General features: G+C 70.1%; 16 protein-coding genes. 11 read left to right on the top strand and 5 right to left on the bottom strand.

The genetic code is table 11. The annotated features are described in order from the left end of the window. Positions 1 to 52 precede the first annotated feature (52 nt). Positions 53 to 667: a TetR/AcrR family transcriptional regulator gene (locus AB0I98_RS09245; RefSeq protein ID WP_362937600.1), complete on the bottom strand. Its 615-nt coding sequence runs from the start codon at positions 665 to 667 to the stop codon at positions 53 to 55. Positions 668 to 874: 207 nt separating this feature from the next. Between AB0I98_RS09245 and AB0I98_RS09240 the strand changes: the two genes are divergently transcribed. Further along, the gene (locus AB0I98_RS09240) at positions 875 to 4,102 is read left to right on the top strand and encodes a S41 family peptidase (protein ID WP_362937597.1); all 3,228 of its coding nucleotides are present in this window, start codon (positions 875 to 877) and stop codon (positions 4,100 to 4,102) included. 37 nt (positions 4,103 to 4,139) lie between these two features. After that, positions 4,140 to 4,739, top strand: coding sequence for a DinB family protein (locus AB0I98_RS09235; protein WP_362937594.1), 600 nt, complete (start codon positions 4,140 to 4,142; stop codon positions 4,737 to 4,739). A 10-nt stretch (positions 4,740 to 4,749) separates the two neighbouring features. Here the strand turns inward: AB0I98_RS09235 and AB0I98_RS09230 are convergent, their stop codons facing one another. After that, positions 4,750 to 5,370: a MerR family transcriptional regulator gene (locus tag AB0I98_RS09230; RefSeq protein ID WP_362937763.1), complete on the bottom strand. Its 621-nt coding sequence runs from the start codon at positions 5,368 to 5,370 to the stop codon at positions 4,750 to 4,752. A 191-nt stretch (positions 5,371 to 5,561) separates the two neighbouring features. On the opposite strand from AB0I98_RS09230, the gene AB0I98_RS09225 reads away from it, so the two are divergent. The 5 genes from AB0I98_RS09225 (at position 5,562) to AB0I98_RS09205 (ending at position 10,721) form a co-directional block, all read left to right on the top strand. After that, the gene (locus AB0I98_RS09225) at positions 5,562 to 7,067 is read left to right on the top strand and encodes an NAD(P)/FAD-dependent oxidoreductase (protein ID WP_362937591.1); all 1,506 of its coding nucleotides are present in this window, start codon (positions 5,562 to 5,564) and stop codon (positions 7,065 to 7,067) included. Beyond that, positions 7,064 to 7,981 (top strand): alpha/beta hydrolase, encoded by a 918-nt coding sequence (locus tag AB0I98_RS09220; RefSeq protein WP_362937588.1) that lies wholly within the window; start codon positions 7,064 to 7,066, stop codon positions 7,979 to 7,981. Before AB0I98_RS09225 ends, AB0I98_RS09220 begins: the two co-directional genes overlap by 4 nt. Continuing rightward, entirely contained in the window at positions 7,978 to 8,862 is an 885-nt protein-coding gene (locus tag AB0I98_RS09215; protein ID WP_362937585.1) for an SDR family oxidoreductase, read from the top strand. Before AB0I98_RS09220 ends, AB0I98_RS09215 begins: the two co-directional genes overlap by 4 nt. A gap of 77 nt (positions 8,863 to 8,939) precedes the next feature. Further along, positions 8,940 to 9,128: a hypothetical protein gene (locus tag AB0I98_RS09210; protein WP_362937582.1), complete on the top strand. Its 189-nt coding sequence runs from the start codon at positions 8,940 to 8,942 to the stop codon at positions 9,126 to 9,128. Between the two features lie 327 nt (positions 9,129 to 9,455). Continuing rightward, the gene (locus AB0I98_RS09205) at positions 9,456 to 10,721 is read left to right on the top strand and encodes a recombinase family protein (RefSeq protein WP_362937760.1); all 1,266 of its coding nucleotides are present in this window, start codon (positions 9,456 to 9,458) and stop codon (positions 10,719 to 10,721) included. A 45-nt stretch (positions 10,722 to 10,766) separates the two neighbouring features. On the opposite strand, the gene AB0I98_RS09200 is transcribed toward AB0I98_RS09205, so the two are convergent. Then, the gene (locus AB0I98_RS09200) at positions 10,767 to 11,558 is read right to left on the bottom strand and encodes an exodeoxyribonuclease III (protein WP_362937579.1); all 792 of its coding nucleotides are present in this window, start codon (positions 11,556 to 11,558) and stop codon (positions 10,767 to 10,769) included. A 69-nt stretch (positions 11,559 to 11,627) separates the two neighbouring features. On the opposite strand from AB0I98_RS09200, the gene AB0I98_RS09195 reads away from it, so the two are divergent. Continuing rightward, the gene (locus tag AB0I98_RS09195) at positions 11,628 to 12,110 is read left to right on the top strand and encodes a GNAT family N-acetyltransferase (RefSeq protein WP_362937576.1); all 483 of its coding nucleotides are present in this window, start codon (positions 11,628 to 11,630) and stop codon (positions 12,108 to 12,110) included. Here AB0I98_RS09195 and AB0I98_RS09190 read toward each other — a convergent pair. Together AB0I98_RS09190 and AB0I98_RS09185 are read right to left on the bottom strand one after the other, a co-directional pair. Continuing rightward, a complete protein-coding gene (locus AB0I98_RS09190; protein WP_362937573.1) occupies positions 12,100 to 12,771 on the bottom strand; it encodes a response regulator transcription factor in 672 nt (223 codons plus the stop codon). The two genes, AB0I98_RS09195 and AB0I98_RS09190, sit on opposite strands and share 11 nt — an antisense overlap. Beyond that, positions 12,732 to 14,015, bottom strand: coding sequence for a sensor histidine kinase (locus tag AB0I98_RS09185; protein ID WP_362937569.1), 1,284 nt, complete (start codon positions 14,013 to 14,015; stop codon positions 12,732 to 12,734). The genes AB0I98_RS09190 and AB0I98_RS09185 overlap by 40 nt, the downstream gene beginning before the upstream one ends. Before the next feature lie 196 nt (positions 14,016 to 14,211). On the opposite strand from AB0I98_RS09185, the gene AB0I98_RS09180 reads away from it, so the two are divergent. From AB0I98_RS09180 to AB0I98_RS09170, 3 genes are read left to right on the top strand one after another with little or no spacing between them, the layout of a single operon-like run. Next, positions 14,212 to 14,949: an ABC transporter ATP-binding protein gene (locus AB0I98_RS09180; RefSeq protein WP_362937566.1), complete on the top strand. Its 738-nt coding sequence runs from the start codon at positions 14,212 to 14,214 to the stop codon at positions 14,947 to 14,949. Beyond that, positions 14,943 to 17,489 (top strand): ABC transporter permease, encoded by a 2,547-nt coding sequence (locus tag AB0I98_RS09175; protein WP_362937563.1) that lies wholly within the window; start codon positions 14,943 to 14,945, stop codon positions 17,487 to 17,489. Before AB0I98_RS09180 ends, AB0I98_RS09175 begins: the two co-directional genes overlap by 7 nt. A gap of 29 nt (positions 17,490 to 17,518) precedes the next feature. Then, the gene (locus tag AB0I98_RS09170) at positions 17,519 to 18,904 is read left to right on the top strand and encodes a penicillin-binding transpeptidase domain-containing protein (RefSeq protein ID WP_362937560.1); all 1,386 of its coding nucleotides are present in this window, start codon (positions 17,519 to 17,521) and stop codon (positions 18,902 to 18,904) included. Positions 18,905 to 18,939 lie beyond the last annotated feature (35 nt).

Genomic DNA, 18,939 nt, shown 5'->3' with positions numbered 1-18,939 from the left:
TCAGGTGGGGTGGGGCTTGCTGTGGGGAATACCGGTTGAGTTACCGGTTGGGTTACCGGTCGGCAGACCGGTTCACGGTGACGCCGAGGGCGGGGAGGACCACGGCGTCGATGTACGAGGTGAGGAAGTCCCGGGTCGGCGGCCGGTCCTCGATCAGGCCCCGGGCGACGAACGCGCCGACCATCATGTGCGTCACATAGCCCAGCGCCGGGTTGTCCGCCCGGATCTCGCCCCGGTCGACGGCCCGTTGCAGCACACGGCCGAACTCCGCCATTTCCGGCTCGATGAGCTTTTCCCGGAACTCCTGCAGGAGGTCGGGGTTGTTGTGCACCGCCATGGCCAGGCCTCGCATGAGCCCGGCGTTCTGCTCCATCTCGCAGTCGTCCGTCTGCTCCATGTGGGCATGCAGATCACCCCGGAGCGAGCCGGTGTCGACGCCTTCGAACGGACCGGGCTTGCTGTGCCGCACGGCCTTCACGACCAGCTCGGGCTTGCCGCCCCACTGGCGGTAGAGGGTGGCCTTGCTGGAACGGGTGCGGGCGGCCACGGCGTCCATGGTGAGGGCGTCGTAGCCGACTTCGCGGAGCAGGTCGAGCACGGCCTCGTACAGCTCGGCCTCGCGCTCGGGTGTGATCCGACTGCGACGCACCATTGCGGCCTCAGCCATCCCACTCACCTTCTCCTGCTCCTCGCCGGAGCGACCCGGCTTCGAAAGACACTGCTTCAAACGGCACTGCCTCGAACGACACTGTTTCGTACGTCATGAATGTAGCGCAGCGCCCCGCGAAACGAAACCGTTTCGTACGTGTGCTGGGTCACGTGTGTACGTGCCGCATAAGTTGCCCGGGCCCATCGACGGGAAAAGCATGGGGAGGTGAGCTATCTGCGCCTGCCGCACCTCAGCGGCGACCTGCTGTGCTTCGTGACCGAGGACGACCTGTGGCTGGCCCCCCTCGACGGACCGGGCCGAGCCTGGCGGCTCACCGTCGACCGCACCAAGGCCGGCCACCCCCGCTTCTCGCCCGACGGCCGCCATATCGCGTACACGAGCTGGCGCAGCCTGGTCCCGGAGATCCACGCGGTGCCGGTGGACGGCGGCGCCGGGCGGCAGCTGACGTACTGGGGCAGCGCGGACACCCGGGTGTGCGGCTGGACCCCGGACGGCGACATCCTCGCCGTCGCCTCCCACGGCGAGCCCTTCACGCACTTCACCTGGGCCTACAAGGTGACCCCCGACGGCGACCCCGGCCGCAAACTCCCCTGGGGCCCGGTCTCCGACATCCAGGTCGCCGACCTCGACGGCGAGCGCAAGACCCTGCTCCTCACCGGCACCCCGCCGCACGAACCGGCCGCCTGGAAGCGCTACCGAGGCGGCGCCATGGGCCGCCTCTGGCTGCACGGCGACCGGCTTCTCGCGCACCTGGACGGCCACCTCGAATCCCCCATGTTCGTCGGCGGCCGCATCGCCTTCCTCTCCGACCACGAGGGCGTCGGCAACCTCTACTCGTGCGCCTACGACGGCTCCGACCTGCGCCGCCACACCGACCACGACGCCTTCTACGCCCGGCACGCCGCCAGCGACGGCACGCGCGTCGTCTACCAGTGCGCGGGCGACCTGTGGATCGTCGACGACCTGACCGCCGACTCGAAGCCGCGCAAGCTCGACGTACGCCTGAGCGGCCCCCGCGCGGGCCGCCGCCGGTACCAGGTGCCCGCCGCCCAGCACGTCGACGGCATCTCCGTCGACGAGACGGGCCGGGCGAGCGCGGTGATCGTACGAGGAAGTCTCTACTGGCTGACCCACCGCGACGGCCCGGCCCGCACGATCACCGACACTCCGGGCGTACGGGTCCGGCTCCCGGAGATGCTCGGCAAGGTCGGCCAGGTCGCGTACGTCACGGACGCGGAGGGCGAGGACGCCGTAGAGATCGCGTACCTGCCACGAGCGACGGGCGACCGCGCGCCCCGCCGCCTCGCCTCCGTTGAACTGGGCCGCGTCCTGGAGCTGGTCTCCGACCCCCAGGGCGAGCGCCTGGCGATGGCCTCGCACGACGGCCGCCTCCTGCTCATCGACGCGACCGAGGACTCCAACGGCGAGGTCGCCGAGCTGATCCGCTCGATCAACGGCCCGGTACGGGACCTGGCGTTCTCCCCCGACGGGGCATGGCTCACGTGGTCGCACCCGGGGATCGGCCGCACGCTCCGCCAGATCAAGATGGCGAGGATCAAGGACCGTTTCATCGTCGACGTGACCAACGGCCGCTTCGAGGACGAGAACCCGGTCTTCACGCGAGACGGCCGCTACCTCGCCTTCCTCTCCTGGCGAGGCTTCGACCCGGTGTACGACGTCCACACCGGCGACCTCTCCTTCCCCCTCGGCTGCCGCCCCTACCTCGTCCCGTTGTCCTCCGCGACCCCCTCCCCCTTCGCCCTGAACCCTGAGGGCCGCCCGGCGGCGGGCGGCCTTGACCCGGTGGAGGACGACGAGGGCGGCGACGGCGCGGTGACGGTCGAAGTGGAAGGCCTGGAAAGCAGGGTCACCCCCTTCCCGGTCGCCGCCTCCAAGTACTCGGCGCTTCACCCGGTCTCCGGCGGCGGCCTGGTCTGGCTGCGCTGGCCGATCTCGGGCGCGCTGGGCGAGACGTTCGCCAATCCCGACGACACGACCGGCCGCCCGACCCTCGAGTACTTCAACATCACCAAGGCGAAGAAGTCCGAACTGGTCGAGCACCTGGACTGGTTCGCGGTGAGCGGCGACGGCACCCGCCTGGTCGTCGTCGACGAGGGCGACCTGCGAGCCGTCCCCTCCACCGAAGCGGGAGACAGCGATACGACCGTCTGGATCGACCTCCGCCGCATCCTGCACGAGGTCGACCCGGTCGCCGAGTGGCGCCAGTCGTACGAGGAGGCGGGCCGCCTGATCCGCGCCTACTTCTGGGAACCCGGCATGTGCGGCATCGACTGGAACGCGGTGCTGGACCAGTACCGCCCCCTGCTCGAACGACTGGCCTCCCCCGACGAGTTCGCGGACCTGCTCCGCGAGGTGCTCGGCGAACTGGGCACCTCCCACGCCTACGTCTCCGCCGCCCGCCGCAACGAGGGCCCCCCGCACTACCAGCGCTGGCAGGGCCTCCTCGGCGCCAACTTCGTCCGCAGGGACGGTGGTTGGACGGTCAAGCGCATCCTGCCCGGCGAGTCGTCCGACTCCAAGGCCCGCTCCCCTCTCGCCGGCACCGGCATCCGCGAGGGCGCGGTACTGACCCACGTGGACGGCCGCCCGGTGGACCCCGACACTGGCCCCTACCCACTCCTTGCGGGAGCAGGCGGTACGACGGTGGAGCTGACGTTCACCCCGGCCGAGGGCGAAGGCCGCTCCCGCAGGGTCGCCGTAGTCCCCCTCATCGACGAACGCCCCCTCCGCTACCAGGACTGGGTGGCCAAACGCCGCGCAGTCGTACGCGAGTTGAGCGGCGGCCGCTGCGGCTACCTCCACATCCCCGACATGGGCGGCTCCGGCTGGGCCCAGTTCAACCGCGACCTGCGCATGGAGGTCTCCCGTCCGGCCCTCATCGTCGACGTACGCGGCAACGCCGGCGGCCACATCAGCGAACTCGTCGTCGAAAAACTCACCCGCACCATCCTCGGCTGGGACCTGACGAGAAACGCCCAGCCGGTGTCGTACGCCTCAAACGCCCCCCGGGGCCCGGTGGTAGCCCTCGCAGACGAGGCAACCTCCTCGGACGGCGACATGATCACGGCAGCATTCAAGCTCCTCAAACTGGGCCCCGTGGTCGGCCAACGCACCTGGGGCGGAGTAGTCGGCATGACCGGCCGCCACCGCCTCGGCGACGGCACCGTCATCACGGTCCCCATGAACGCCGCCTGGTTCGACGCCTACGGCTGGTCCATCGAAAACCACGGCGTAACCCCCGACTTGGAAATCCTCCGCACACCCCTGGACTGGGCAGAGGGCAGACACGCACAGCTGGACGACGCGGTACAACTGGCCCTGGACCTACTCCAGACGTCACCTCCGGCAACTCCCCCGGACTACTCACACGTACCGGACCGCTCAAGGCCGAAATTGCCGTCGCGGTCTTGAGAAGGGGCTGTCAGTGCCGAATGCAAGACTTCCCGGCATGACAGAGGCGAACCCGAAAGCGGACCTGGTCCACTACCTGCAACTCGCTCGAGAAGCCCTGCTGTGGAAGCTCGACGGGCTCTCGGAATACGACATCCGCCGCCCTCTCACGCCCACCGGCACCAATCTGTTGGGGCTGGTCAAACACGTCGCCAGTGTGGAGCTGGGGTACTTCGGCGACACGTTCGGACGGCCGTTCTTCGACAAGGAACCACCGCCCTGGTGGTACACGGAGGACTTCGAGCCCAACGCGGACATGTGGGCGACCGCCGACGAGTCACGCGAAGAGATCGTCGGGCTGTACCACCGCGCATGGGAGCACTCGGACAGCACGATCGAGTCGCTGGCACTCGACGCGATCGGTCACGTCCCGTGGTGGCCGGAGGAACGACGGCAGACCACACTGCACCACATCCTGGCGCGCATGATCGCCGAAACCCATCGGCATGCCGGGCACGCCGATATCGTGCGAGAGCTCATCGACGGGACCGTCGGGTGGGCGAAGGGGAAGGACAACATGCCAACGGGCGATCAGGACTGGTGGGAGACCCACCGACGTCGACTGGAGCGCGTGGCACGGGGAGCCGGTAGCAGTTGACCCCGACCGATCACGGCTGCTTCCGCATTCGCCGGTCCATCGCCAGCGAAAGTTCCGCCTCCACCACGCTCCGGGCCAGTGGGCGCAGGCGTTGCATGTCGTCCTCTGTGGCGTGGCGGAGGACGACGTCGGCGAAGAGTTCGGCGAGGGCGTCGACGTGTTCGCGTACCTGTTTGCCGGCTGCCAGGACTTCTGCCAACGGGATGCCTTCGCGGACGAGGGCGGCTGATACGTCCAGGAGGCGGCGGCTGACGTGGACGATCTCGTCGCCGTCGGTGCCGAGGTAGCCGAGGTCGATCGCGGCGGCGAGGTTTTCAGGGGTGACCTCGCCCTCGAAGCGGGCGGCGAGCTCCTCGGGGGTGAGGTGGACCGGCTCCTCCTCGGTGGGGGTGTCGACGCCGAGTACGTCGGCGACGTCGCGGCCGTGTTCGAGTGCCTCCGCCAGTTCCGCGATGCCGTTGAGGGTGTGGCCGCGTTCCAGCAGTGCCGCGATCGTGCGCAGGCGGGCCAGGTGGTGGTCGTCGTACCAGGCGATACGGCCTTCGCGGCGGGGTGGCCGGATCAGCTTGCGTTCGCGGTAGAAGCGCAGGGTGCGGACGGTGATGCCGGCCAGGCGGGCCAGCTCCTCCATGCGGTACTCGCGTCGTCCTCCGTCTTCTGCCACGTCGGAAGCCTATGTTGTACCGCCGGTAACTTTCCCGCGCACGCCCCCTACCCATCAGTACGGTCCTGCCCTACTCTCCCCATTGCGCCAGTGTTCACTGGCAGAGTCGCGAGCGAATACAGCGGATGCAGCGAACGCAGCGGATGCATGGAGGCGGGATGGCCCAGCAGGAGCACGAGCATGTGCGGGTGGCGGTGGTCGGGTCCGGGTTCGGCGGGCTGGGAGCCGCCGTACGGCTGCGGCGCGAGGGTGTCACCGACTTCGTCGTACTGGAGCGGGCCGACAGCGTCGGCGGCACCTGGCGGGACAACAGTTATCCCGGGTGCGCGTGCGATGTCCCGTCCCATCTCTACTCGTTCTCCTTCGCGCCCAACCCCGACTGGCCCCGCACCTTCTCCGGGCAGCAGCACATCCGCGCCTACCTGGAGCACGTCGCCGACGTCTTCCGGCTCCGGCCCCACATCCGCTTCAACTCCGAGGTCCAGCGCATGACCTGGAGCGGCGAGCGGCTCTGCTGGGACATCGAGACGAGCAGTGGCTCCCTCTCGGCGGACATCGTCGTCTCCGCCACCGGGCCGCTGTCCGAGCCCAAGATCCCGGACATCCCGGGGCTCGACTCCTTCCCCGGCAAGGTCTTCCACTCAGCCCGCTGGGACCACGACTACGACCTGCGCGGCAAGCGGGTCGCCATGGTCGGGACGGGCGCCTCGGCCATCCAGATCGTGCCGGCCATCCAGCCCCTCACCGAGCGGCTCACCCTCTTCCAGCGCACCCCGCCCTGGGTGATGCCCCGCGTCGACCGGGCGATCAGCGGCGCGGAGCGCGCACTGCACAGGGCCCTCCCCTTCACCGCCCAGGCACGCCGTGGACTGCTGTGGGGCATACGGGAGTTGCAGGTCCAGGCCTTCACCAAGCGCCCCAACGAGCTGGGCATGGTGGAGCAGTTGGCCAAGCGCAACATGGCCCGTTCCATCAAGGACCCGGACCTGCGGGCGAAGTTGACCCCCGACTACCGCATCGGCTGCAAGCGGATCCTGCTCTCCAGCGACTACTATCCGGCGCTCGCCCAACCCGACGTCGACGTGGTCGCGAGCGGGCTGAGCGAGGTCCGCGGGTCGACCCTCGTCGCCGCCGACGGCGGCGAGGCCGAGGTCGACGCGATCATCTTCGGGACCGGCTTCCACGTCACCGACATGCCCATCGCCGAACGGGTGGTGGGCGCGGACGGGCGCACGCTCGCCGAGGCCTGGAAGACGGGCATGAAGGCGCTGCGCGGAGCCTCGGCGGCCGGGTTCCCCAACTGGATGACGATCATCGGCCCCAATACGGGGCTGGGGAACTCCTCGATGATCCTGATGATCGAGTCCCAGCTGAACTACCTGGCCGACTTCGTACGGCAGTTGAACGTCCTCGGCGGTCGCGCCGCCCTCGACGCCCGCCCGGGCGCCGTACAGGCCTGGAACGACCAGGTCCAGGAACGCATGCGTCGCACCGTGTGGAACACCGGCGGCTGCACCAGCTGGTACCTGGACGCCAGCGGCCGCAACACCACCATCTGGCCGGGCACGACGACCGAGTTCCGGCGGGCGACGCGGCGGGTGGATCTGTCGGAGTACGACGTCCTGCGGGTGCCCGCGGAGCAGAAGGCCGAGGTGGACGCGTGAGCCGTCTGATGCACGTGGCGTCCGGTCCGTACGCTCCACCCGTCCCCGCCCGCGAGCTCACCGCCGTCTCCGCCGACGGCGCCCGGCTGCACGTCGAGGTGCACGGCCCCGAGAACGCCCCCGCCGTCGTCCTCGCCCACGGCTGGACCTGCTCCACCGCCTTCTGGGCGGCGCAGATACGCGAACTGGCCGTCGACCACCGGGTCATCGCCTACGACCAGCGCGGCCACGGACGCAGCCCCGCGAGCCGCGCCTGCAGTACGGACGCGCTCGCGGACGACATCGAAGCCGTACTGAAAGCGGCTCTCGCGCCAGGCGAGAAGGCCGTGCTCGCCGGGCACTCCATGGGCGGGATGACGGTCATGGCCGCCTCCACGCGGGCCGGGTTCCGGCAGCATGCGGCGGCGGTGCTGCTGTGCAGCACGGGGGCGTCGCGGCTGGTCGCCGAGTCGACGGTCGTACCGATGCGGGCCGGACGCCTGCGGACCGCGCTGACCCGGCGGATCCTCGGCTCCCGGGCACCCCTCGGACCGGTCACGCCGCTCGCCCGGCGGATCCTCAAGTACGCGACGATGGGCCCGGGTTCGCATCCGCAGATGGTCGAGGCGTGCTCGCGGATCGTGCACGCGTGTCCGCGCAAGGTGCGGTACGCCTGGTCACAGGTGCTCGACCTGCTCGATCTCGCCCACGGTGTACGGGAGTTGACGGTCCCGACGGCCGTCGTCGTCGGTACGGCGGACCGGTTGACGCCGGTCGCGCACGCCCGCTCGCTCGTCGCCGCGCTGCCCAACTGCGTCGGGATCACCGAACTGCCCGGGCTCGGCCATATGACGCCGATCGAGGCGCCCGAGCTGGTCACCGGCAAGATACGGGAACTCGTCACGACGTACGCACAGGTCAAGGAGGGCGCATGAGCAGGGTCAGCCTGGAGGGCCAGGTCGCGGTCGTCACCGGGGCCGCGCGCGGCGTCGGCGAACTGCTCGCCCGGAAGCTGTCCGCGCGCGGCGCGAAGCTCGCGCTGGTCGGTCTGGAGCCGGACGCGCTCAAGCAGGTCGCCGAGCGGCTGCACGGCGACAGCGACCACTGGCACGCCGACGTCACCGACCACGAGGCGATGGCACAGGTGGCGGGCGAAGTGAAGGAGCGGTTCGGGAAGGTCGACATCGTGGTCGCCAACGCGGGTGTGGCGACCGGCGGTCCCTTCGCTGACTCCGATCCGGATGCCTGGCGGCGGGTGATCGAGGTCAATCTGATCGGGTCGGCGGTGACGGCGCGCGCGTTCCTGCCGGTGCTGCGGGAGAGCCGGGGCTATCTGCTCCAGATCGCCTCCCTTGCGGCCATCACGCCGGCGCCGATGATGACGGCGTACTGCGCGTCCAAGTCGGGCGTCGAGGCATACGCGCACAGCCTGCGGGCCGAAGTCGGGTACCAGGGCGTGAAGGTGGGGGTCGGGTATCTGTCGTGGACCGACACGGACATGGTGCGCGGGGCCGACCAGGACGACGTGATGCGGGAGTTGCGGCAGCGGTTGCCGTGGCCCGCCAACAAGACCTATCCGCTGGGTCCCGCGGTGGACCGGATCGTCGCCGGGATCGAACGGCGGGCCGGCCATGTGTACGGGCAGTGGTGGCTGCGCGGCATGCAGGGCGTACGGGGGTATCTGCCGGGGGTCATCGGGACTGTCGGGCAACGGGAGATGAAGCGGTTCGCTCATCGACTGGAGGGCATGCGGACGGGGCTGGTCGGTGCGGGGGGCTCCGCCGATGAGCAGGAGCGCGTTACGCGCCGTAACTGATCGACATGCGGAGCGTCACACCGCGTGTGAGGCTGGTCGAGCCCGATCCCCCTCACCCATTTCGGGAGTGAAACCACATGGGCATGAAGGACAAGTTCCAGGACAAGTCGGAGCAGTGGCAGCAGCAGGCCAAGGAGAAGGCTCAGCGCGGGCGCGAGGAGCGCGAGGAGCAGGAGCCTCAGCGGAGTGGCCGGCCGCGTGATGAGGAGACGGAACGCCTCCAGCGGGAGGAAGAGGACCGGTTCAATCAGGACTATGACGCGTAGCCGCGCGGCGTTCGGCTATAGCCGTTGACGTGGGGTGCCCTGTTCTTTGGGGCACCCCACGTTTGCGTTTCCGCTTGAAACGGCTAACACGGCTAAGCCGTAAAGACAGCCCACTCCCTGTAAGTTCGCCTGATATAAGCATCTTTCAGGGAATGAGATGCGAACTCGGGTTTGCACTCCGAAAGTGAGACCGAAAGGCCCCGGCGACTGTCCTACCAGCCCCGGGGTATGGCCGACACTTCACGGAGCGCCGACATGTCCAAGCCTAGCCCGCTGCCGTCGCAGCCCGCTTCAACTCCCGTCGAGTACCCGCGCGCCTTGGGCGCCGTGCGTCTCAGCTACCTGACCGAAGTGACCACCTCACCGGGCAGGCAGCGCGCCTCGATCCGGCTGTGCACCGAGCAACTGGGCTTCGCGCTGATCGCCGAAGCAATCGATCTCGGAGTATCTGCACGCAAGATGTCTCCTTTCGAGAGGCCGTCCCTCTCGTCCTGGCTGCAGCGCCCGGACGAGTACGACGCCATCGCATGGTCACATGTGGACCGTGCCGTGCGATCTGTGGCACACATGGACGAGTTGATCGCTTGGGGACAGCAGCACGACCGGACGCTCGTATTCGGAGCGTCCGAGAACAGCTGGCCCCTGATGGTCACACCGCACGCGGACGGCGCCACCATCCGCCGATGTATGGACCTGGCCCACGCCGCCGAACAAGAGGTCCGCACCATCTCCAACCGGCTCGCCGACAGCCACGAGGCGCTACGTGCCGCCGGACGCTATGGCGGCGGCTTGGTCCCCTTCGGTTACCGCAAGGCACCGCACCCGTCCGGCAGTGGATGGTGCCTGGCTCCTGATCCCGAGTCCACCGCCGTCGTCCGCATGATCGTGGAAGACGTACACGCAGGGGTATCCCTGATTGCCATCGCGCGGAAACTCAACGAGTCAGGGGCACTGGTGCCTCGCGACCGACATGCCCAGCTCCAAGGACGTCCGTTGGGAGGTCGACGTCACGGACGCGACTTCGAACGCTTCCGTTGGACGTCCGGAACCCTGTCCAAAGTGCTGCGCAGTCCGTCACTGATGGGCCATCGCGTACATCAGGGCCAAACCGTTCGCGATGCCGGAGGTGCACCCGTGCTCATCGGCCCGCCGTTGCTCACGGAACACGAGTTCCAGATCCTCCAGGACGTTCTCCTGGCACGCTCGAACGGCACCCGGCGTGAGCGCCGTACAACAACAGCCCTGCTCACCGGGGTGGCGGTCTGTGCGGGATGCGATGGGCGCATGTACTTCGCCGTGCGGAAGGGTTATCCGTACGGCGACTACGCCTGCCGTGCCACCGCCCGGGGCGAGGTCTGCCCGACGCCCGCCGCCATTCGCTCCGACTGGCTCGAGGACTACGTGGTCGGTCGCTACAGCCAGACGGTCTCTGCAGGCACCGAGGTGACCCGGGAGGACCTCCTTCGCAGCCGTGTCCGCGTCATCGTCGCCAAAGGCCGCCCCGGAGGAGGGCCTGCCCGACTGACCGGGCCTGACGTCTCACGCCTGGCCTTCAGCATCGAGGAACCCATCGATGCACGGCAAACCAGCTAACCCCTCAGCGGGGCGGTCTGTGTCGATCGGACCGCCCCGCACCTGTCAGGTCTCGAAGACCACGGTCACGGGCGCGTGGTCCGACCACCGCTCCTCATGGCTGGCGGCCCGCTCCACGAACGCCTTCACCGCCCGCTTCGCAAGGCCGTCCGACGCTACGGCGAGGTCGATCCTCCAACCTGCATCATTGTCGAAGGCCCGCCCCCGATACGACCACCACGTGTACGGCCCCTCCACATCCGGATGCAGCGCCCGCACGACGTCGACGTACTCGTCGAACACGCTGGACAGCCACTCCCGTTCCTCCGGCAGGAAGCCGGAGTTCTTGGTGTTGCCGCGCCAGTTCTTGAGGTCGGCCTGCTGGTGGGCGATGTTCCAGTCGCCGCAGACCAGGACTTCACGCCCGTCGGCGGCGGCGCGCTCGCGCAGGCCCTTCAGGTAGGCGAGGAACTCGCCCATGAAGCGGACCTTCTCGTCCTGCCGCTCGGTGCCGACCTCGCCGGAGGGGAGGTAGAGGGAGGCGACGGTGACGCCGGGCAGGTCGGCCTCGACGTAGCGGCCGCTGGTGTCGAACTCGGCCGAGCCGAAGCCGACTTGGATGCGGTCTGGCTCGCGGCGGGAGTAGAGGGAGACGCCGGCGCGGCCCTTGGCGGCGGCGGGGGCGTGTACGACATGCCAGCCGTCGGGCGTGCGCACATGCTCCGGCAGCTGCTGCGGCTCGGCGCGCACCTCCTGCAGGCACAGCACGTCGGCTTCGGTCTCCGCGAGCCACTCCACGAAGCCCTTCTTCGCGGCGGCACGCAGCCCGTTCACATTCACAGAGGTCACAGTGAGCACCCGGGCACCCTACCGGCACACTGGACAGAGTCTAGATTTCCCTCGGCTCATAGATATACGATTGATAGCATGCATATACGTCGTGTCCCTTTCGACCACCCCGACGCCGTCAAGCTCGACAACGAGGTCCAGGCCGAGTACCACGAGCGCTACGGCGACGGCGGCGACGCCACCTCCCTCGCCCCGTCCGACTTCGAGCCGCCGAACGGCGTGTACTTGATCGCGTACGACGATCAGGACCGTCCCGTGGCCACTGGCGGCTGGCGCAGTCAGGACGAGAACGCCGAGGGCAACCAGGACGGGGACGCGGAGCTCAAGCGGATGTACGTCGTCGCGGACATGCGTGGGCGAGGGCTTGCGCGGCGCATGCTTGCCGCCCTGGAGGACGACGCGCGTGCGGCGGGCCGTGTGCGCATGGTTCTGGAGACCGGGCTCCAGCAGCCGGAGGCGATAGGCCTGTACACGTCCAGCGGCTATGAGCCATGCGAGAAGTTCGGCTACTACCGCTTCTACGAGTCCAGCCGCTGCTTCGCGAAGCCCCTCAGCTCCTGAGGAAGGCGAGGACCGCGAGGACCCGCCGGTGGACGTCGTCGGCCGGCGGCAGGTCCAGCTTGGTGAGGATGGAGCCGATGTGCTTGCCGACGGCCGCCTCGGACACCACCAGCGCCTTGGCGATCGCGCCGTTCGAGCGCCCCTCGGCGATCAGCGCCAGCACCTCCCGCTCGCGCGGGGTGAGCCGGGCGAGCGGATCCCGGCGCCGGCGCAGCAGTTGTCGTACGACTTCCGGGTCGACGACCGTGCCGCCGGACGCCACTTCGGCGAGCGCGTCCACGAACTCCTCGACCTGGCCCACCCGGTCCTTGAGCAGATAGCCGACGCCGGATCCGTCGCCGGAGTCGAGCAGTTCGGCCGCGTACGCTCGCTGCACGTACTGGCTGAGCACCAGCACCGGCAACCCGGGCCGCTCCTCGCGCAGTTGGACGGCCGCGTGCAGCCCCTCGTCCTGGAAGCCGGGCGGCATGCGTACGTCCGTGACGACGATGTCGGGGTCGTGTTCGGCGACCGCCGCGCGCAGGGCGTCCGCGTCACCGACGGCGGCGGCCACCTCGTGCCCGAAGCGGGTGAGCAGCCCGGTCAGCCCTTCGCGCAGCAGCACGCTGTCCTCGGCGAGGACTATGCGGAGGGTTCTCGTGCGGGGCGGCTCGGACGGCAAGGAATCTCCATGCGCAGCAGGGTGGGTCCGCCCGGCGGGCTGGACAAGGTGAGTCTGCCATCGAGGACCGACACCCGGTCGGCGAGGCCGGTGAGTCCAGTGCCATGTGACATATCGGCTCCGCCGCATCCGTCGTCCTCGATACGGAGCACCAGGCGTCCGCCGTCGTACCGCCCGTGTATCCCGGCCGTTCCCGCCCCGCTGTGCTTGGCGACGTTGGCAAGGGCCTCGCGGGCGAAGAAGTACGCGGCCGTCTCGACGGGCCGGGGCAATCGGCCGGGCAGGTCGAGGTCCAGGTCCACCGGCACCGGGCTGCGGTCGGCCGCGTCGGTGAGGGCGGCTTCGAGGCCGTAGTCGGCGAGGACTTTCGGGTGGATGCCGTGGATCAGCTCCCGCAGTTCGGCCAGGGCTCCGTCGGCGTCCGCGTGGGCCTTGGCCAGCTGGTCGGCGAGCGGGCCCGGCGGCGCGTCGAGGCGGGCGAGGCCGAGGGTCATGGTGAGGGAGACCAGGCGCTGTTGGGCTCCGTCGTGCAGATCGCGTTCGATACGGCGGCGCTCCGCCTCGAAGGCGTCCACCAACCGCACGCGGGAGCGGACCAGTTCGGTGACGCGTTCGCTGTCCTCGGCCTTCGTGGTGAGCAGCGCACGCGCCAGCTCGGCACGCGCTGCGGCGGCGCACCCGAGGGCATACGCGCCGGGCGCGAGGAGCGCCAGCCCGAGCGCGGCGATCCCGAAGACGCCGGGCCACGTCTCGACGGTCCACAGCTTGACCACCTTCGCCTCGCCGTCGACGGCGACGACCAGGGGTGCGCAGGCCATGGACAGCGGAACACCCGCCAGCAGTACGACGGCCAGCGCGTCCAGCGGCCACAGCACCAGCCCGAACAGCACGGCGTACGCCAGCTCCCGCCAGGTCGCCGCTTCCTTGAGCCGCGTCGACAGCCACGCCCGCAACCCCGGCACGGCAGGCACCCGATGCTGCCCTGCGGCCACCTGCTGCCCGGCGATCCGCAGCCGCCACCGCTCCATGCCCGCCACGGGTATACCGGCCAGCGCGGTGAGCAGCAGCACCGGCAGCCCGACGACCACGACGGACAGCGCGGCCCCGACCACCACCCCACTGACGATCACCACCAGGACGACCGCCCCGCACACCGCCCCGCTCGCCAGATAGAGACCGGCCCGCCAGGGCCACGCGGACAGCAGATACCCGCGACTGCCCAGCGCCCGCCAGATGTTTCGCATGGGGATCACCGTAGGAGCCCGGGGCATCTCCCGCGATCGGGCTGCACGGAGAGTCGGAGGTATGCCTAGCCCTACCCAAAGTCTCGGTCCTGCCGCACTGCTTCGGACGGCGGTCGGGCGGTTTCGTGGACGCCATGAAGCCGCTTCGCCGCTTCGTGGAGACCACGAAGCCGAACGACTATGACTGCGGGGAGAGATGAGACCCAACGCGATCGAATTGCGGGACATCAGCAGGCAGTACGGTGGCGGCGACGGCGGGGTGACGGCGCTGGACCGGGTCTCGCTGGCGTTCCCGCCGGGCACCTTCACCGCCGTCATGGGCCCGTCGGGGTCGGGCAAGTCGACTCTGTTGCAGTGCGCGGCCGGGCTCGACCGGCCCACGTCCGGCTCGGTCAGGATCGGCGACACGGAGCTGACCGGGCTGAGCGAGCGCAGGCTGACCTTGCTGCGGCGGCAGCGGATCGGCTTCGTGTTCCAGTCGTTCAACCTGCTGCCGTCCCTCACCGCCGAGCAGAACATCGCCCTGCCCCTGCGCCTGGCCGGACGGCGCGTGGCCAGGGCCGCCGTGCGCGAGGCGCTCCACCGGGTCGGCCTCGGCGACCGGGCCCGGCATCGGCCCTCGGAGCTGTCCGGCGGGCAGCAGCAACGCGTCGCCATCGCCCGCGCCCTGATCACCCGCCCCGAGGTCCTCTTCGGCGACGAGCCGACGGGCGCGCTGGACACGCGGACCGGGCGTGAGGTGCTGGATCTGCTGCGCGGCCTGGTCGACGCCGAGGGCCGCACGGTGGTGATGGTGACCCACGATCCGGTGGCCGCGTCGTATGCGGACCGGGTGGTCTTCCTGGTGGACGGGCGTGTGCACGGGGAGCTGTGCGGGGCCTCGAAGGGGAAGATCGCCGCGCACATGACGGAGCTGGAGGCCCTGCCGTGCTGACCACCACCCTGCACGCGCTGCGCACCCGCTGGACCACCTTCGCCGGCAGCTTCGTCGCGCTCTCGCTCGGCGTCGCGCTGATGACGGTCATGGGGCTGACCCTGGCCTCCTCCCTGAACGCGCCCGGGCAACCGCCGGAACGGTTCGCCGCGGCCCCCGTCGTGGTGCAGGGCCAGGACACCCTGCGCGTCGGCGACCGCACCCAGACGCTGGCGCAGCCACGCCCGGTCCCGGCGCGGACGATCGCCGCACTGCGCACCCTCGGCAAGGTCACCGAGGACCGCGCCTTCGCCGTACGAGCGGAACGCGCGCCCGGCGGTCTGGTGGGTCACCCGTGGTCGACGGCCGCCTTCGCCCCGTACGAACTGAGCGCGGGCCGTGCGCCCAGAGCAGCGGACGAGGTGGTGGCGACGGGCGACTGGGCCGCCGTAGGGCAGAAGTTGCGCACGGACCGTGGGACGGTGCGGGTGGTCGGGACGGTGCGGGTGGCCGGGGCGGTGCGGGTGGTCGGGCAGGCGCGGGCACGCGGATTCGGCTTCGGCTTCGGCTTCGGCTTCGAGGACGCGTTGTTCTACCCGGACGCTCGGGCCGCCGCGCTGTCGCCGCCGGTCACGCGACTCGTCGTGGACGCGAAGGCGTCGGAGGTACGACGGCTGGTGGCTCCCGGCGTGCGCGTCCTCACCGGGGACGAACGGCGGCTGGCGGACGCCGATCCCGACCGTGACGCCGAGGCGCTCACCGCGCTGAACGCCCTGTTCGGCACGGCGGGCGGCGTCACCGCGTTCGTGTCGGTGTTCGTCGTGGCGTCCACGTTCGCCTTCGCGGTGGCCCAGCGGCGCCGCGAGTTCGGGCTCCTGCGCATGGTGGGGGCCACGCCGGGCCGGCTGCGCCGCATGGTCCTCGCGGAGGCGCTGACGGTCGGCGCGCTCGCGTCGGCGGCGGGCTGCGCGCTGGGGGCATACGGCGCCCCGCACCTCGCCGACCTGGTCGTCGAGGGCGGCCTCGCACCGGCCTGGTTCGCGATCGGCGACCACAGCTGGCCGTACCAACTGGCCTTCTGGACGGGCCTGTTGGCCGCCCTGTGCGGGTCGGTCGCCGCGTCCTGGCGGGCCGGGCGAACCGGTCCGACGCAGGCGCTGCGGGAGGCGGCGGTGGACAGCGGGGCGAGCGGAATGCGGCCATGGGGACGTCTCCTGTGCGGGACAGCCCTGCTGATCACGGCCGCCGTGACCCTGGTCCTGGCGCTGCTGACCGAGCCGGGCGACCTGCTGCACCGCAAGACGTACATCAGCCGCCCGATGCTCCTGATCACCGCGGTCGCCCTGCTCTCCCCGGTGCTGGTGGGCCCGCTGACCCGGCTGATCGTCCGCCTGCCCGGCGCGATCGGCCTGCTGGTCCGGGAGAACGCCGCGACCGGCGTCGGACGCACGGCCGCCGTGGCCGCCCCGGTTCTGGTCACGGTCGCTCTCACGGGCTCCCTGCTGGGCGCCACGGCGACCTTGAACGAGGCACGGGCGACCGAGGCAAGGGAGCGCACCACCGCGGACTTCGTGGTGACGTCGGCGGGGGCGCCACTGGACGCGGCGACCGTGCGGCGGCTTCGGGAGGTGCCCGGGGCCGAGGTGTCCCCGGTCGCGTCGAGCGCGGTGTACGTCCTCGAGGACGGCGTCGCCCTCATCAAGTCCGAGGCCCACGCGGTCGATCCACACCGACTCGCCGCCACCGCACGCCTGCCACTCACCGACGGCCGCGTCACCGACCTCGACGACGACTCGATCATCGTCAACGAGGAGTGGTCCCAGCACCGAGTCGGCGAACACGTACCGGTCTGGCTCGGCGACGGCACCCGACGGTCCCTGCGGATCGCCGGGGTAATGCCGGTGGGGACCGGGGACAACGGGGTCTACGTCACGGCGGCGAACGCGCCGGGGGCGGTGGTGGAACGGGTGGATGTGCGGGTGCGGGAGGGGGCGGACAGGGCGGGTGTGGCGGGGGCGTTGCGGGAGGCAGTGGGGTTGCGGGAGACGGTGGGATTGCCGGAGGCAGTGGGCGGCCGAAGGCACGCGGCGCACGCCGACGTCGTCACCTCCGACGACTGGCTCCGGACGGCCTTCCCCACGACCGGCCTCGCCGACACCGACCGAACCACCCGTCTCGGCATCCTGCTCGTCCTCGGCATCGCCCTCCTCTACACCGGCATCTCCCTCGCCAACACCCAGATCATGGCGGCCTCCGACCGCGCACGAGAGCTGACAGCACTACGCCTGGCCGGCGCCACCCGCACCCAGGTGCTGCGCCTGGTCGCCGCCGAGGCCCTGACGGTCGTAGCGATCGGCGCTCTCCTGGGCCTCCTGGTGACCACCCTCAACCTGCTCGGCATGTGGAGCGCCCTCACCCTGCAGTCCGTCTGGTCGCCGATCCGACTCCCCTGGGCAGAACTCGGCACGGCAACGGGCGCCTGCGCCCTGCTGGCTGTGGCATCCGCGGTACTCCCGACGGCGGTCGCACTGCGCCCCCGCTCAAGACGAATACGTCACTGATTCCGGATCAGTTCTCTACCCTGTCCTTCATGCACTCGACAATCAGGGGGGCGCTCAGCGTCTCGGGTGTTCTCGCCGTGCTGGCCGCTCTCTCGAGCGGCTGCAGCAATGGCGGCGCACAGACTGACTCCGCCGACAAGCCCAATGCCAAGCCACACCGCGGCCTTGGCAACATCCTCGTCGGGGGTCAGCCCGTCACAGGTTCGAAGGCCACTGGCAACAAGAAGGTGCCCTACCAGCGCACTTACACCGACGGCGCGCTCTACGCGCCGGTCACCGGCTATCGGTCGATGGGGTACGGCAGCGCGGGACTGGAGGCCGTGTACGGCGATGTCCTGGCCGGCACCGCGTCCGGTACCGCATCGGGCGACGTCGTGACGACCATCGATCCCAAGGCCCAGAAGGCCGCATTCGACGCGCTGGGTGACCGACAGGGCGCCGCGGTGGCGCTCGACGCCGAGTCCGGGAAGCTTCTCACGGTGGTCAGCACGCCCTCGTACGACCCGGCGACGTTCAGCGGACATCGGCCGGCGGACGAGAAGGCGTGGAAGGCGGCCAACGCCGACGAGCGCTCCCCCATGCGCAACCGGGCTCTGCGCCAGGCAAGCGCCCCGGGCGGGACCTTCAGCATCGTCGTCGCGGCCGCCGCGCTGGAGGCAGGGCTGTACAAGACGGTGGACGACAGGACCAACAGCCCCCTCCCCTACGTACTCCCCCTGACGACGACCTCTGTGACCGGCGCGTCCCCCCAGTGCAAGGACGCTTCGATCAGGCAGGCGCTGCGCCACTCCTGCGACAACGTCTTCGCCAAGATCGCCGCCGACCTCGGTGCGGCCAGGCTCCGGTCGACGGCGGAGAGGTTCGGCTTCAACGACGACAGCCTGGCCGTGCCCGTGAAGGTCTCCAAGAGCAGCTATCCCCAAGGGGACGTGTCAGCCCCTGAAGCAGCGCTCACGGGCATCGGACAGGGCACGCTCACGGCGACTCCGCTGGAGATGGCGAGGGTCGCGGCAGTGATCGCCAATGGGGGACGGCTGGTAGCCCCCCAGATGGTGGAGCGGGTGGAGAAAGCCGACGGCAGCACTGAGAAACCCAAGACCTCGGGCGGCCAGGTCGAACAAGTCGTCTCCCGCGATACAGCCGATGCACTCCGGTCGGCGCTCAGGACCGCGGCCAGCGACGTGCTGTCCCAGGGCTCGGAGGGGACGGAGTCCGGCATCGGCGGAAAAACAGGACAGGTCACGGAGACTCAGAACTCTGCCACCTCGTGGTTCACCGCGTACGCAGACGGGGCAAACGGACGGCGGATCGCTGTGGCTGCCTGCGTCGAGGGCCCTCCCCCCTCCGGAGAAGGAGAGAAGGGCACCGAGCAGGCGGTTGCGGTAGTCGAAGAGATTTTGGCGAGTATGTCCTGACTACGGGGAGTCTCCGCCCTACGAAGCCTGCACGC

The sequence above is a fragment of the Streptomyces sp. NPDC050211 genome, assembly GCF_040656035.1.
GTDB lineage: Bacteria > Actinomycetota > Actinomycetes > Streptomycetales > Streptomycetaceae > Streptomyces.
Note: the sequence above shows the minus strand (reverse complement) of the source record. Positions and strands in the feature narration are given on the sequence as shown.

Coding starts and splice junctions, on each gene's coding strand:
- AB0I98_RS09245 (WP_362937600.1), bottom strand. CDS start 667: ATGGCTGAGGCCGCAATGGTGCGTCGCAGTCGGATCACACCCGAGCGC.
- AB0I98_RS09235 (WP_362937594.1), top strand. CDS start 4,140: ATGACAGAGGCGAACCCGAAAGCGGACCTGGTCCACTACCTGCAACTC.
- AB0I98_RS09230 (WP_362937763.1), bottom strand. CDS start 5,370: ATGGAGGAGCTGGCCCGCCTGGCCGGCATCACCGTCCGCACCCTGCGC.
- AB0I98_RS09225 (WP_362937591.1), top strand. CDS start 5,562: ATGGCCCAGCAGGAGCACGAGCATGTGCGGGTGGCGGTGGTCGGGTCC.
- AB0I98_RS09215 (WP_362937585.1), top strand. CDS start 7,978: ATGAGCAGGGTCAGCCTGGAGGGCCAGGTCGCGGTCGTCACCGGGGCC.
- AB0I98_RS09210 (WP_362937582.1), top strand. CDS start 8,940: ATGGGCATGAAGGACAAGTTCCAGGACAAGTCGGAGCAGTGGCAGCAG.
- AB0I98_RS09195 (WP_362937576.1), top strand. CDS start 11,628: ATGCATATACGTCGTGTCCCTTTCGACCACCCCGACGCCGTCAAGCTC.
- AB0I98_RS09185 (WP_362937569.1), bottom strand. CDS start 14,015: ATGCGAAACATCTGGCGGGCGCTGGGCAGTCGCGGGTATCTGCTGTCC.
- AB0I98_RS09180 (WP_362937566.1), top strand. CDS start 14,212: ATGAGACCCAACGCGATCGAATTGCGGGACATCAGCAGGCAGTACGGT.
- AB0I98_RS09170 (WP_362937560.1), top strand. CDS start 17,519: ATGCACTCGACAATCAGGGGGGCGCTCAGCGTCTCGGGTGTTCTCGCC.